Annotated in this window: 14 protein-coding genes; 5 read left to right on the plus strand and 9 right to left on the minus strand. The window is 59.7% G+C overall.

The features are described 5' to 3' along the window. Window position 1: 1 nt before the first annotated feature. From nikC to ABFT80_RS19960, 5 genes are all read left to right on the plus strand, one after another. On the plus strand, window positions 2-925 hold the full coding sequence (gene nikC, locus ABFT80_RS19940) for a nickel transporter permease (protein WP_347973696.1): 924 nt from the start codon (window positions 2-4) through the stop codon (window positions 923-925). Then, window positions 922-1776 carry an ABC transporter ATP-binding protein gene (locus tag ABFT80_RS19945; RefSeq protein ID WP_347973697.1) on the plus strand — a complete coding sequence of 285 codons (855 nt, stop codon included), beginning with the start codon at window positions 922-924 and terminating at the stop codon, window positions 1774-1776. The genes nikC and ABFT80_RS19945 overlap by 4 nt, the downstream gene beginning before the upstream one ends. Further along, entirely contained in the window at window positions 1773-2549 is a 777-nt protein-coding gene (locus tag ABFT80_RS19950) for an ABC transporter ATP-binding protein (protein ID WP_347973698.1), read from the plus strand. Before ABFT80_RS19945 ends, ABFT80_RS19950 begins: the two co-directional genes overlap by 4 nt. After that, window positions 2550-3770 (plus strand): mandelate racemase/muconate lactonizing enzyme family protein, encoded by a 1221-nt coding sequence (locus ABFT80_RS19955; protein WP_347973699.1) that lies wholly within the window; start codon window positions 2550-2552, stop codon window positions 3768-3770. 76 nt (window positions 3771-3846) lie between these two features. After that, entirely contained in the window at window positions 3847-4551 is a 705-nt protein-coding gene (locus ABFT80_RS19960) for a FadR/GntR family transcriptional regulator (RefSeq protein WP_347973700.1), read from the plus strand. Window positions 4552-4574: 23 nt separating this feature from the next. Here ABFT80_RS19960 and ABFT80_RS19965 read toward each other — a convergent pair whose 3' ends face one another. Genes ABFT80_RS19965 through ABFT80_RS20005 form a run of 9 tightly spaced genes read right to left on the minus strand, consistent with a single transcriptional unit; the run spans window position 4575 to window position 12256 of the window. Further along, entirely contained in the window at window positions 4575-5594 is a 1020-nt protein-coding gene (locus tag ABFT80_RS19965; protein ID WP_347973701.1) for a carbohydrate kinase family protein, read from the minus strand. Window positions 5595-5621: 27 nt separating this feature from the next. After that, window positions 5622-6608: a beta/alpha barrel domain-containing protein gene (locus ABFT80_RS19970; RefSeq protein WP_347973702.1), complete on the minus strand. Its 987-nt coding sequence runs from the start codon at window positions 6606-6608 to the stop codon at window positions 5622-5624. A gap of 30 nt (window positions 6609-6638) precedes the next feature. Then, a complete protein-coding gene (locus ABFT80_RS19975; RefSeq protein ID WP_347973703.1) occupies window positions 6639-7364 on the minus strand; it encodes an SDR family oxidoreductase in 726 nt (241 codons plus the stop codon). Window positions 7365-7373: 9 nt separating this feature from the next. Then, window positions 7374-8147: an SDR family NAD(P)-dependent oxidoreductase gene (locus ABFT80_RS19980; protein WP_347973704.1), complete on the minus strand. Its 774-nt coding sequence runs from the start codon at window positions 8145-8147 to the stop codon at window positions 7374-7376. 21 nt (window positions 8148-8168) lie between these two features. Then, window positions 8169-9230, minus strand: coding sequence for an ABC transporter ATP-binding protein (locus tag ABFT80_RS19985; RefSeq protein WP_347973705.1), 1062 nt, complete (start codon window positions 9228-9230; stop codon window positions 8169-8171). 9 nt (window positions 9231-9239) lie between these two features. Beyond that, a complete protein-coding gene (locus ABFT80_RS19990; protein WP_347973706.1) occupies window positions 9240-10277 on the minus strand; it encodes an NAD(P)-dependent alcohol dehydrogenase in 1038 nt (345 codons plus the stop codon). A 22-nt stretch (window positions 10278-10299) separates the two neighbouring features. Next, window positions 10300-10533, minus strand: a complete 234-nt coding sequence (locus tag ABFT80_RS19995; RefSeq protein ID WP_347973707.1) for a DUF2160 family membrane protein — start codon at window positions 10531-10533, stop codon at window positions 10300-10302. A gap of 5 nt (window positions 10534-10538) precedes the next feature. Then, window positions 10539-11375, minus strand: coding sequence for a carbohydrate ABC transporter permease (locus tag ABFT80_RS20000; RefSeq protein WP_347973708.1), 837 nt, complete (start codon window positions 11373-11375; stop codon window positions 10539-10541). After that, window positions 11375-12256 (minus strand): carbohydrate ABC transporter permease, encoded by an 882-nt coding sequence (locus ABFT80_RS20005; protein WP_347973709.1) that lies wholly within the window; start codon window positions 12254-12256, stop codon window positions 11375-11377. Before ABFT80_RS20005 ends, ABFT80_RS20000 begins: the two co-directional genes overlap by 1 nt. Between the last annotated feature and the right edge of the window lie 65 nt (window positions 12257-12321).

Raw genomic sequence — 12321 nt, forward strand, 5'->3', positions numbered from 1 at the left:
CATGAACGAACAGGTTTTGGAACGACAGACCGGCATGCGCGGATGGCTCTTGCAGCCCAACCCCCGCGGCCGAACCCAGGCTACCGCTCAGCAACTCTATGTGAGTTGGCAGCGCTTTTGCGAACATCCGCTTGGACTGGTCGGCCTCGCCGTCATCGTCCTGCTGATCGTCGTCGCCATTTGTGCGCCGCTTCTGACCGGCTACGATCCGATCGTGCAGAACATGGCGAACCGCCTTACCCCACCCTCTTGGGAACATCTTCTGGGTACCGACGAATTCGGACGCGACGTCTATTCACGCATCGTCTACGGCGCGCGCACTACGCTCTACATCATCATATTGGTCGCCGTAATCGTGGCGCCCATCGGTTTGCTGATCGGTACCTGCGCCGGTTATTTCGGCGGCTGGGTGGACGAGGTTTTGATGCGTATCACCGATGTCTTCCTGTCGTTCCCCGGACTGGTGCTGGCACTTGGCTTTGCCGCAGCACTTGGGCCCGGCATCACCAATGCGATTATCGCCATTTCACTGACTGCGTGGCCGCCGATCGCGCGTCTGGCCCGCGCCGAAACGCTTAGTCTGCGCAAGGCGGACTTCATTGCCGCCATCCGGCTGCAGGGCGCGTCGGCATGGTCCATCATCTTGCGGCATATCCTGCCGATGTGCGTGCCTTCGGTGATCGTGCGCGTCACACTCAACATGGCGAGCGTCATCCTGACCGCGGCCGGTCTCGGCTTCCTCGGCCTGGGTGCTGTTCCACCGTCGCCTGAATGGGGCGCGATGGCATCCAGCGGCCGCGAGTTCATGATCGAAAGCCCGTGGGTCATTGCCGCCCCCGGCATTGCCATCGCTCTCGTCAGCCTCGCTTTCAACCTGTTCGGCGACGCCCTTCGTGATGTGCTCGATGCGCGAGGTGGCGAATGACCGCGCCCCTGATTGAGGCCGCCAACCTCGAAGTAGGCTTCGGCGGCGGCAAGATAAAAGCCGTTCGCGGCGTAAGCTTCACGCTCGGTCGTGAAAAGCTTGGCATCGTCGGTGAATCCGGTTCGGGCAAATCGACGGTCGGGCGCGCCATCATGCGCCTGCTGCCGCCGACCGCGCGCGTCGTTGCAGACCGCTTGCGTTTTCAGGAAATCGATCTGTTGAGCGCCAGCAACAAGGACATGGTGCATGTGCGCGGCCGCCGCATTGGCCTGATCCTGCAAGATCCGAAATATTCGCTCAATCCCGTCATGCACGTCGGCGAACAGATCGCCGAAACTTACCTCCAGCATTATCCTGGCGCAGGCGGCAAGGCTGCAGCGCGGGCGCGGGTTCTGGAAATGCTCAACGCCGTCAAGATCCGCGACCCCGAACGCGTCGCCGGGCTCTATCCGCACGAAATCTCCGGCGGCATGGGTCAGCGCATCATGATCGCGATGATGCTGATTGCCGAGCCCGAAGTCATGATCGCCGACGAGCCTACCTCCGCCCTCGACGTGACCGTTCGCCTCGAGGTGCTGAGCCTGCTGGACGAGCTGGTGACGCGCCGCAATCTCGGCCTGATCCTGATCAGTCACGACCTCAATCTGGTCCGCCGTTTCTGCGACCGTGTCATCATCATGTATGCCGGGCGCATCGTCGAGACCCTGGCGGCATCGCAACTTGGCGAGGCCAAACACCCCTACACGCAAGGGCTGTTGGCGTCCCTGCCTTCCATCGACCGTAAGGTGTCGCGCCTGCCGACACTGAAGCGGGATCCCTCCTGGACAGAAGCGGCGGAGACGACGTCATGATCGATCTCCGCGATGTTGTTGTCCGCCTCGGCTCGCCACCGCAAACGGTGGTTAAACGCATAAGCTTTTCGGTCAAGGCGGGCATGAGCTACGGCTTGGTCGGCGAGTCCGGGTGCGGCAAATCCACAGTCCTGCGCGCCATCTCCGGCCTCAACCCGGACTACCGCGGTGAAATCGAGATCGACGGCAAGCTCTTGAGCCCCGTCCGCCCCAAGGAATTCTACCGTTTGGTACAGATGGTGTTCCAGGATCCTTATGGATCGCTGCATCCGCGCAAGACAATCGGCGCGCAATTGCTCGAACCCTTGCGCAATCAGGGTCTGCCGCGTTCGCGTGAAGCGGTTTTCGAGGCGTTGACATCGGTCGGCCTCAATCCCGAATTGCGTTACCGTTTCCCTCATCAGCTCTCCGGCGGCCAGCGCCAGCGCGTCGCCATTGCGCGGGCGCTCATTCTGGAACCGCAAGTGCTGTTGCTCGACGAACCGACATCGGCCCTCGACGTTTCGGTTCAGGCGGAAATCCTCAACCTGCTCAACGAACTGCGCGAAAAGCGGGGACTGACCTATCTGCTGGTCAGTCATGACCTCGCGGTGATCGCGCATATGTGCGACCGCGTGGGCGTGATGCAGGCAGGCCGGATCGTCGAAGAGGTCGAAACCGACAGGCTGCGCGCCGGTACGCTTGAGCACCCCTATTCCAAATTGCTTCTTGCAGCGAGCCAGCAATATGGAGACTCGACGGATGAACCGCGCATGATGGATGGAGCCGCTTAAATGAAAATCACAGCCATCGAGACCTACCTTATGCAGGTTGGCGGGCCGGGCGAGGCCAAAAGCAAGGCATCGACCGGACAGTACGAGGGCGGAAATTTCGGCGGTTCGCGCAACTGGCTGTTCGTGCGCATACTCACCGATGAGGGCATCCACGGCGTAGGCGAATGCTCCGGCTGGCCGCGCGTCATCGAGACGGCTATCAAGGACCTGGCACCGATGCTCATCGGCGAAGACCCGGCGCATATCGACCGCCTCTGGCACAAGCTGCTGGCTTCCATGATGGGGCACGGCATGCTGGGAACGGTCGGCGGCGGCGCACTCACCGGCATCGAGATGGCGCTCTGGGACATCAAGGGCAAGGCGCTTGGACAGCCGGTCTGGAACCTGCTCGGCGGCAAGTTCCGCGACCGTATTCGCGTCTATGGCCACGCCCACGACACGGCCAAGGCGGATCGCTTGCTGGCACTCGGCTACACCGGCATCAAGGTCGGCTTCACCGGCATGGTCGATCTGGACCTCGTCGCTTCCATCCGCGACCACATCGGGCCAAAAGTCGATCTGATGGTCGATGCGCATGGCCCCTCCTGGATGACGACGCAGGATGCGATTGCCGTCGGGCGCGAACTGGAGAGCCTCGATCTCCTGTTCTATGAGGATCCTGTGGCGCCGGAGGATCTCGATGCGCTGGCCCGCGTCAGGGACGCCGTCAACGTTCCGCTTGCGGCTGGCGAACGCGTCAGCACCGTCTGGGGCATTCAGCCCTACATTGAGCGCGGTCTCGTCGATGTTATCCAGCCCGACACCGGCCGCGCTGGCGGTATTACCCAGATGCGCAAAATGGCGGCGATGGCCGAAGGCCACTACATCACACTCGCCCCCCATTCGGGATCGCTAGGACCGGTCGCGGAGTTTGCAGCGCTCCATGTGATGGCCACGATCCCCAATGCGTTGATGCTTGAGCGCCTGGAGTTCGACTGGGAAGGCCGCAACGATGTCATCACACCCGTACCGCAAGTCGTGGACGGGCATATGAAGGTACCCGACGCGCCGGGACTTGGCGTCGATATCATCGTCGACGAAATTCTCAAATATCCCAGCCGACGCAATGTGCGCGAGATCAGCTCTGACGACGGTAAGGCCTACGCCCTTGGCACCGCGCATGAGTTGCCATACTTCCAGACCCGCTTCGAACGCCGGCTGAATCTGCGGATCAATCGCTAGAGTAGGGTTATGCTGCTTGGTTCAATGATATGCATGATAGTAGATTAGGCGAGACGCCAACTTAGAGATGATTCCGATGGTTTTCGAGACAAGGCCGTCAAGTTTCGCCGATCAGGTCTATGGGCGGATTCTGGACGAAATTCTGAGTGGCGCGTTTGCTCCAAACAGCCGCCTGCCCGGCGAAAACGACCTGAGTGAACTCTTTGGCGTATCGCGCCCAGTGGTGCGCCAGGCGCTGGCGCGGCTTCGCGTCGATGGCCTGGTGGAAGCACGCCGAGGCAGCGGCACCTATGTTTTGAGCCGCCCGTCGGACAATCTGACCGATGTCACGAGCCTGACAGATGTATCGCGCTTTCTCCGCTATCAGGAATTGCGGCTGTCCATCGAAGGCGAGGCTGCCGCGCTGGCTGCCGAGCGCCGAACCGAAAAGAATCTGTCCGATATTGCGCGTGCGCATGAACGGTTCGCGCAGCAGATCGGGCATGGCACTTTCGACCCGGAAAGCGACCGGGCCTTCCACCTCGCCATACTCGACGCCACCGGAAACGAGTTCTTTCGTGGCGCACTGGAGGGCAATGGCGTCGTCCTCAGCGACTTCATGGGAATTTCCCTATCGATCACCCGCTCGGGATCGACCGATCGCGCGCGTAAGGTCATCTCCGAACACACCGACATCGTTGAGGCGATCCGCAAGCGTGATGCAGTATGGGCAAGAGCCGCAATGGAGCTGCATATCATTCACGCACGGCGGCGCCTGACGGACAGAACCCTCGATCCGTAGTCACCACGCCTGTTAAGGAAAACTCAGGCGCATTTGCGTCCCCAGCGCTCGGCTATCGCGATGCAAGAACGCCAGTTCTCCACGCCGTCCGTCGTTCCCGCCGTGCGCAGCGAGCAAGCCGCGGCGGCATGGCCGAGCCAAAGTCCGTCTTCCAGCGGCCAGTCTTCATGCAGGCCATACAGAAAACCGGCAGCGAACGCGTCGCCTGCTCCGTTAGGCCCGACGATTGCATCCGGCGGCACCTTGACCGAGGGAACGAAGGTCGTTGTTCCATCACGGGTCATCGCGAATGCGCCGTCCGGGAAATGCACCGCAACCAGCCACATCGATCCGCGCAATAGCACTTCGCGCGCTGCTCGCCTCGCCTGCTCCAGATCGGTACGCCCGCCGCTTACGGTCTTCATTTCCGCCAGCGCACCGATTTCACTGTCGTTCACGATCAGCGTGTCGAGATGCGGGAGGCAGGGCGTGATAAGTTCGCGAAGACGCTGCGGCGAAAGCGTGCAGAGTTCGAGATTGGTTTTCATGCCCGCAGCACGCGCTTTTTTCAGCACCGTCACCCAGCCATTCGGATCGTCATCCCAAGGCACATCCATCTTAGGGTGAATGCCAGGCAGGCCGAGATGCAGGTAACGCCCGCTCGTCGCCTCCAGATCGAAATGGTCTGGGGTCAGCAGCGCGCTCGAACCGAACTCGGAAATATGCGTTCGCAGGCCGCTCGCTTGTGAAATGAACGCGTCAGTGACATGGGTCGGTGCATCCCGCGTCACCTGCATCTGGGTATAATCGAGCCCCGCTTCCTTCGCCTCGCCGATCAAGTGACGGCCTGCCTGATCGTCACCCACCAGCGTAATCGTTTCCACCGGGACGGACGGATCGAGCTTGCGCATATCGATGCCGAGATTGCAGGCTGAACCGCCGCCGCGTTCTTCCAGGCCCCACGTTATCCCGACGCTGTCTTCGGCTGGCCATGCGTCGATCTTGCGATTGCGGTCGAGACACCATGTCCCGGCCGTGACGAAGCCGCGCTTTCGCTTTGCCATGTCTTACCTCCCGAACGGATGGATGCTTCAAGCGGTTTTGAGCACGCTTTCGGTGATCATCGAATCGTCGGCAAGCAAACGCAGCGGCTTCTGGCCGAGCTTCTGCAACTCACCATGATAGGCCTTCACGGCTTCCTCAGGTCTGATGTCGCCATCGGCAACAGCGCGCATCAGCCTGACCATAGCGCGCGGGTCTTCTGCGAGGTTGATCTTGCGCCCGAACAAAGCGAGCCGTGCGCCGTATTTTTCTGCCTGATAGAGCAGCTCGAACGTATCGCGCGCAGTGCCCGCGCCACCGCCCAGAACGCCGACGACGATGCCCGGATCGTAGGAGGCGAGTTCTTCAAGCGCCTTCGGCCCATTGTAAGCGATCTTCAGGAACTGCGGGCGTTGCGCGCGCGTCAGACCAGCAATGCTGCGGATGATGCAGTCATTGATGTAATGCGGCAGCACATCCGGCGCTATTCCGGTTTCGACATTGGGATTGAACACTTCGAGGAAGTACTTGAAGCCCTCGTCGTCCGCATCGTCAACGAAATCGAGGAAGGCCGAGAGTGAATCATGATCGGCGTCGAGATCATTATTGAAGGTCATGGAATAGAGGCCGAGATCGGTATGTCTGCGTGTTACCCGCAGCGAGGCAGTGCGATGCGGCCGCGACGGCTTTTTTGAATAAGTTGCCCCGCGCCCGACCCAAATGTCGGTCGTGTCATTGGCGCGGATCGCCGGTTTCACCTGGCTTCGCGCGAACACGCCCTCTTCGACCAGCACCTCCAGATTGGACGCCGATACGAGCATGATGTCGACGATGTCCTGATCGACGACATCCTTGATCTGGTCGAGGAATTCGCGTCGCGTACGAAAGCGCGTGAAGGAGCAATCCTTTTCGAGCTTCGGACCAGCAGACGGAATGCTCGGCCCCATATCGCCATCCTTCGCGTCGGCGATCATGAAGTCGGAACGCTTGTAGGCGCCCGAACGAATGTTTGAAAGTTTGGCGTCGAAACGGGTCATGCTTTGGTCCTTGAGTAAATTGCAGTTGCGTCAGGCAACCATAAAGCCGCCATCCACCGGCATCGAAAGCCCATTGAGCATTGCGGCTTTGTCTGAAAGAAGGAAAAGGATCACTTCCCCTATATCTTTTGGGTCAGCGAAGCGCCCGGCAGGAATGCGCGCGAGCATATTGGCGGCCTTTTCCGGGTCGCTCCATGCTTTCACGGCCATCGGCGTCAGCGTGACGGTCGGGTTTATGCAATTGACTCGAATACCCACGCGTCCGAGTTCGTTGGCCATCACCCGCGACATGGCGTCAAGCGCGCCCTTCGATGCGCAATAGGCTGCATGGTCGGGAAACCCGATAAAGGCCGAAAGGCTGGAGACATTGACGATCGCGCCGCCTTCCCCATGCTTTACCCGGTCGCGCGCATATTCCTGCGCCATAATCATCGGCGCACGGGCATTGACTGCATAAAGCAGGTCGAAATTCTCGACCGTCAGGTCAAGAAACGATTCAAGCTCGGTAGTGCCTGCACAATTGATCAGGAAATCGGCCGGAAAAACCTTTAGCGCCGCCGCGCGCGTTGACTCTGCATCTGCCAGATCGACCGCCACTGTTTCGCAGCCGATCTCGCTTGCAAGCGCTTCCAGATCACTGGCGGATCGCGAAACTGCGGTCACGCGTGCGCCGCGCTCGGACAGCATCAAAGCGGTCGCCCGGCCAATTCCTTTTCCTGCACCGGTTATGACGACGTGTTTGCCGGAAAGCTCCATAGCGTCGCCCTACCAACAGGTGAAGCCGGCATCGGCTTTCACGGTTGCGCCAGTGATGAGGCTCGATGCATCGCAAGCCAGAAAATGCACGACAGACGCGATCTCATGCGGCTGTCCCATGCGACCCATCGGCGTATCGCGCAACCAGGTTTCGACGACGCTCTTGTCGAGATTCACCGCCTTGGTCATCTCGCTTTCGATATAGGTCGGCGCTACCGCGTTGACGCGAACACCGCGGTCCGCCCACTCGGCGGCAAGCGAAGCGGTCAGATGATGCACAGCAGCTTTCGAGGCGTTGTAATAGGTCTGCTTCTGCGGACGGTTCACGATGTAACCCGACATGGAGCCGATATTTACGATCGCGCCGCTGCCGTTCTTCAGCATGTGCCGCCCGAAGGCGCGATTGCACCAGAACACGCCATTGTAGTTGACGTCGTTGACGTTCAGCCAAAGCTCGTCGGGTGTGTCCTCCGCTGCCGTACCGGTGCGCGCGATGCCGGCATTTGCGACTAGCACATCGACGCTTCCATGTTGTTCTACGATTTTGTCGGCGGCCTCCGTTACCGCTTTCGGGTCGGTCACATCGACCACGAAATCCTCGACTGCGTACCTTTTCGCCTTCAGCGCTGCGCGCCCGGATGCCAACAGTTCCGCATCGCGATCGATGATGATCAATTTCGCGCCCGCCTCGCCAAGCGCTTCCGCGCAAGCCAGACCGATACCGCGCCCGCCGCCAGTGATGACGGCGACCTTGCCGTCGAGCCTGAATTTTTCGAAAAACATCTCTCCTGCCCTTTCAGATATTCAGAGGCGTTGGCCGCCTGCCCTGTCGAATATGTGCGCTCTGGCTTCGTTGATCTTCAGCGGAACGCTGTCGCCAGGCCGCTGATCGATCCGGTCTTTCACGATGGCGTTGATTGGATCGTCGCCGATGCGCGCGAAAATCTGGCTCTCCGAGCCGGTCGGCTCAAGGACCGAAATGATTGCCTGCTGGCCACCAGCGGCGATTTCGATATGCTCAGGACGTATCCCATACGTCACCTGCTGGCCCTCTTTCGCCGACGAAACAGGTGCCGAAAACACGCCCCCTTTGTCGCTGACGAAGACCTGTTTTCCCTCGCGCGTCTCGATGCGCCCGTCGATGAAATTCATCGATGGAGAGCCGATAAACCCGGCAACGAATGTGTTGGCCGGATGGTCGTAAAGCTCCAGCGGTCGCCCTACCTGCTCGACGCGGCCATCGCGCATGACGACGATCTTGTCGGCCATCGTCATCGCCTCGATCTGGTCGTGCGTCACATAAATGGTCGTCGTCTGAAGCCGCTGATGCAGTTCCTTGATCTCGACGCGCATCGCCACGCGAAGCTTCGCGTCGAGATTGGACAGCGGCTCGTCAAACAGGAACACCTGCGGATCGCGAACGATGGCGCGGCCCATCGCGACGCGCTGGCGCTGGCCGCCGGAAAGCTGTTTGGGAAACCGGTCGAGTAGTTTGCCAAGGTCGAGAATTTCGGCGGCCTCGCGCACTTTTCGTTCGATTTCCTCCTTCGGCCTGCCCTTCAGCCGCAGCGAAAAGCTCATATTGTCCCTAACCTTCATATGCGGGTAGAGCGCGTAGTTCTGGAACACCATTGCGATGTCGCGGTCTTTCGGCGGCTTCTTATTGACCACTTTTCCGCCGATCATCACCTCGCCGCCTGAAATCTCCTCCAGCCCCGCCACCATGCGCAGCAATGTCGATTTTCCGCAGCCGGAAGGGCCTACCAGCACCACGAACTCGCCATCGGATATGTCCACATCGACGCCGTGTATGATCTGCAGCGCACCGTATTTCTTGATGACCTTGCTTATTCTGACATCGGCCATTGCGCTCTCCTAATCCGGCATCGCGATTTGCATCTTCACCTGACCGCTGGGCGACGTCGCCGCGATCTCGAATGCCTCGACGCTGTCGTCGAAGTCGAATGTCCGCGTGATCAGCGGGTCGACATTGATCGCGCCTGACGAAAGCATCGCGACGCAGCGCGGGAAGACATGCGCGTAGCGAAACACATGCTCGACACGTGCTTCGCGCACCATCGCCTTGCCGAGACTGTAGGGTATGACGTCGCCCGATGCGCCGATATAGACGACGCAGCCGCCGGGGCAGAGCGCGTCGAAAATCCCCGATGCCGCCTTCTCGTTGCCCGAACATTCGAAGATGCAATCGGCACCCCAACCATCGGTTTCTGCCATCACCGCTTCCACGAGATTTTTCGACCTCACATTGACGGGCGTGATCGCGCCGAGACTGGCTGCAATGTTCAGCTTGGTGTCGTCGACATCTGCGATGATGACCCGCGCGCAACCGCCACCCAGTGCGGCAAGTGCTGTCACAAGACCTATCGGTCCCGCTCCGATGACGAGCCCGACATCACCCGGTTTGATACGCGCCTTGGTCGCGCCATGAACGCCAACCGCCAACGGCTCGACCATTGCGGCGGCAGCGAAGGACACATTGTCGGGCAGTTTGAAGGTGAAAGATTCCGGGTGCACGACCGTTGGCCGCAAAATGCCGTGGATCGGCGGTGTCGCCCAGAAGCGCACGGCCGGATCGACATTATACATGCCGAGCCGTGTCGCCTTGCTGTTGGGGTCTGGAATGCCGGGCTCCATGCACACGCGGTCGCCGACTTTCAGGCTTGTCACATCAGAACCTGTTTCGATGACGGTTCCCGACGCCTCATGGCCAAGGATCATCGGCGCCTTGACCTGAAATATGCCGCTTCCGCCATGCGTGTAATAATGAACGTCGGAGCCGCATATGCCGACCGTGTGCAGCTTGATGCGCACATCGAGACTGCCGAGATTTTCCTCTATCGGAAAATCACGCAGCGACAGCCGCTCTTTTTCTTCCAGTACCAACGCTTTCACTTGTTTGCTCCTTCGATGATTTTCAGCCGCGCGCGACGATGAATACGGCGAGCAGCAGCGAGAGTACCGTGGCGCACACCAGCGGCAGCCATTGTTCCAGAAACCGAAGCCAGAAGAGGTGGATCGCGATGAACAGAACCACGCCGATGAATCCACGGTCGAAACCGTTCGTGTGGATCGGCAGAAAGCCCACGCGCTCCGGCTTTATCGCCTGCGCTTCCTCGTCCGATGCTTCGAGATCGATCAAAGGTGCCATCTTCGCTACTCCTTCACCGCGCCGAAGGTGAGACCGGCGACGATGTGGCGCTGAACGACGCCAAGCACGATCAGCGCCGGCAGAAGCGTCAGGATTGAGGTCGCGGCCAATTGTCCCCAATTGGTGCCCGTCACCGTCACGAACTCGGCCAGAACGGTGGTGATCGTGCGTGCGTGAATACTGGTCAGCGTGGCGGCGAACAGATATTCGTTCCACGCGAAAATCCACGTCAGAATGAACGTCACCGCCAGCCCCGGACTAGCTAAAGGCAAGATCACTTTGGTGATCACCTGAAATGTGCTGGCCCCATCGACGGATGCCGCATCGTCCAGCTCGATCGGTATCGCATCGATGATCGAGCGCAGCGTCCAGATCGCGAATGGCAGGTTGAAAACGCAATACAGCAGGATCAGCCCGATACGCGTATCGAACATGCGCCAGCCGCCGAAGGCAAAGACCTGCGTGTAGAGCAAAAACAGCGGCAGGAGGAAAACCGCAGGCGGGGCCATGCGGTTGGTGATCGTCCAGAAGAAGACGTTTTCCTTCCCCACCAGCTTGTAACGCGACAGCGCATATGTCGCCAGAAAGCCCAGCGTCGTCACGATAAAAGCGTTCGAAGACGCGATGATGATCGAGTTCATCATGAACTTCTGGAAACTCGGATTGGAAAGCGAGTTCGTGTAGTTCTGCGAATAGAAAGAGTTGATCAGAAGGCTCGGTACACTGAACAATTCAGCCCGGCTTTTGGCCGAAATCAGAAACATCCAGTAGATGGGAAACAGCGTTATCACACTGGCTCCCAGCCAGAAAAGAACGCTGAGGAACGGGCGTTGCCTGTACATTATTCGGGCCTCCGAAGATCGCGTCTTGCAACCAGACCGGCGTAAAGCAGCCAGCACATGACGATGGTGAGGTAGAGCACGATCACCGACATCGCGCCGCCATAGCCGTAATCCGTCTTGGGAAAGACGACCCTCCATATGTGCAGGCCGATATAGCGCGTGGCCGCGCCCGGCCCGCCGCCGGTCAGCATCCAGACTTCGTCAACGGTGCGTAGCGCGTCCATCAGACGAATGAAGACGGTCGCCAGGATTGCAGGTTTCAGCATCGGCAAAGTGACGTGCCAGAACACCTGGAATTTGTTCGCGCCGTCGATCTGTGCTTGCTCGAACGGCTCTTTCGGCAGCGACGAAAGTGCCGCCAGCATCGTCAGCGTGACCAGCGGCGTCCAGTGCCATATGTCCATGACGACGGTTGTGTAGAATGCATGATCGGCATAACGGCCGATATTGAAATCGATGCCGAACCAGTTTCGCAGAAGATAGGGAAGCGGGCCAAGACCGGGCGTCACCAGCAGACGCCATGTCGCGCCGACGGCGATCGGTGCGACGACCAGCGGCAGCGTGTGTATCGTGCGGAAAAGACCTTTTCCCGGAAAATCACGCATGAAAAGCTGCGCCAGGAAATAGCCGAGGATAATCTGGCTCGTTACCGCGAAGACCGCGAATTTCAGCGTTACCCAGAGGGACTTCAGAAACTGCGCGTCGAATACGAGGCGGCGGAAATTCTCCACGCCGTTGAACTGCATGGTCGGATCGGCGGCAAAGCTGTTCCACTGAGTAAACGCGACGACCATCACATAGATGAATGGCAGAACGCCGAAGACGAACAATATGAAAAGGGTCGGCGCCAAAAGCAGCCAGCCTATTGTCGAAGATCGCATTGCCACTCCTCCACCATGCGTATTCCTTCGGGACCTTCCCGCCGCCGCGCGTGGGTCGCGCGGCG

Source organism: Foliimonas ilicis (genome assembly GCF_039939195.1).
Taxonomy (GTDB): Bacteria; Pseudomonadota; Alphaproteobacteria; order Rhizobiales; family Rhizobiaceae; genus Foliimonas; species Foliimonas ilicis.

What these genes read in the sequence shown, in the direction of transcription:
- ABFT80_RS19950 (WP_347973698.1), top strand. Translation starts at nt 1,773, where the DNA reads ATGATCGATCTCCGCGATGTTGTTGTCCGCCTCGGCTCGCCACCGCAA.
- ABFT80_RS19995 (WP_347973707.1), bottom strand. Translation starts at nt 10,533, where the DNA reads ATGGCACCTTTGATCGATCTCGAAGCATCGGACGAGGAAGCGCAGGCG.
- ABFT80_RS19955 (WP_347973699.1), top strand. Translation starts at nt 2,550, where the DNA reads ATGAAAATCACAGCCATCGAGACCTACCTTATGCAGGTTGGCGGGCCG.
- ABFT80_RS19975 (WP_347973703.1), bottom strand. Translation starts at nt 7,364, where the DNA reads ATGGAGCTTTCCGGCAAACACGTCGTCATAACCGGTGCAGGAAAAGGA.
- ABFT80_RS20000 (WP_347973708.1), bottom strand. Translation starts at nt 11,375, where the DNA reads ATGTACAGGCAACGCCCGTTCCTCAGCGTTCTTTTCTGGCTGGGAGCC.
- nikC (WP_347973696.1), top strand. Translation starts at nt 2, where the DNA reads ATGAACGAACAGGTTTTGGAACGACAGACCGGCATGCGCGGATGGCTC.
- ABFT80_RS19960 (WP_347973700.1), top strand. Translation starts at nt 3,847, where the DNA reads ATGGTTTTCGAGACAAGGCCGTCAAGTTTCGCCGATCAGGTCTATGGG.
- ABFT80_RS19985 (WP_347973705.1), bottom strand. Translation starts at nt 9,230, where the DNA reads ATGGCCGATGTCAGAATAAGCAAGGTCATCAAGAAATACGGTGCGCTG.
- ABFT80_RS19980 (WP_347973704.1), bottom strand. Translation starts at nt 8,147, where the DNA reads ATGTTTTTCGAAAAATTCAGGCTCGACGGCAAGGTCGCCGTCATCACT.
- ABFT80_RS19965 (WP_347973701.1), bottom strand. Translation starts at nt 5,594, where the DNA reads ATGGCAAAGCGAAAGCGCGGCTTCGTCACGGCCGGGACATGGTGTCTC.
- ABFT80_RS19970 (WP_347973702.1), bottom strand. Translation starts at nt 6,608, where the DNA reads ATGACCCGTTTCGACGCCAAACTTTCAAACATTCGTTCGGGCGCCTAC.
- ABFT80_RS20005 (WP_347973709.1), bottom strand. Translation starts at nt 12,256, where the DNA reads ATGCGATCTTCGACAATAGGCTGGCTGCTTTTGGCGCCGACCCTTTTC.
- ABFT80_RS19945 (WP_347973697.1), top strand. Translation starts at nt 922, where the DNA reads ATGACCGCGCCCCTGATTGAGGCCGCCAACCTCGAAGTAGGCTTCGGC.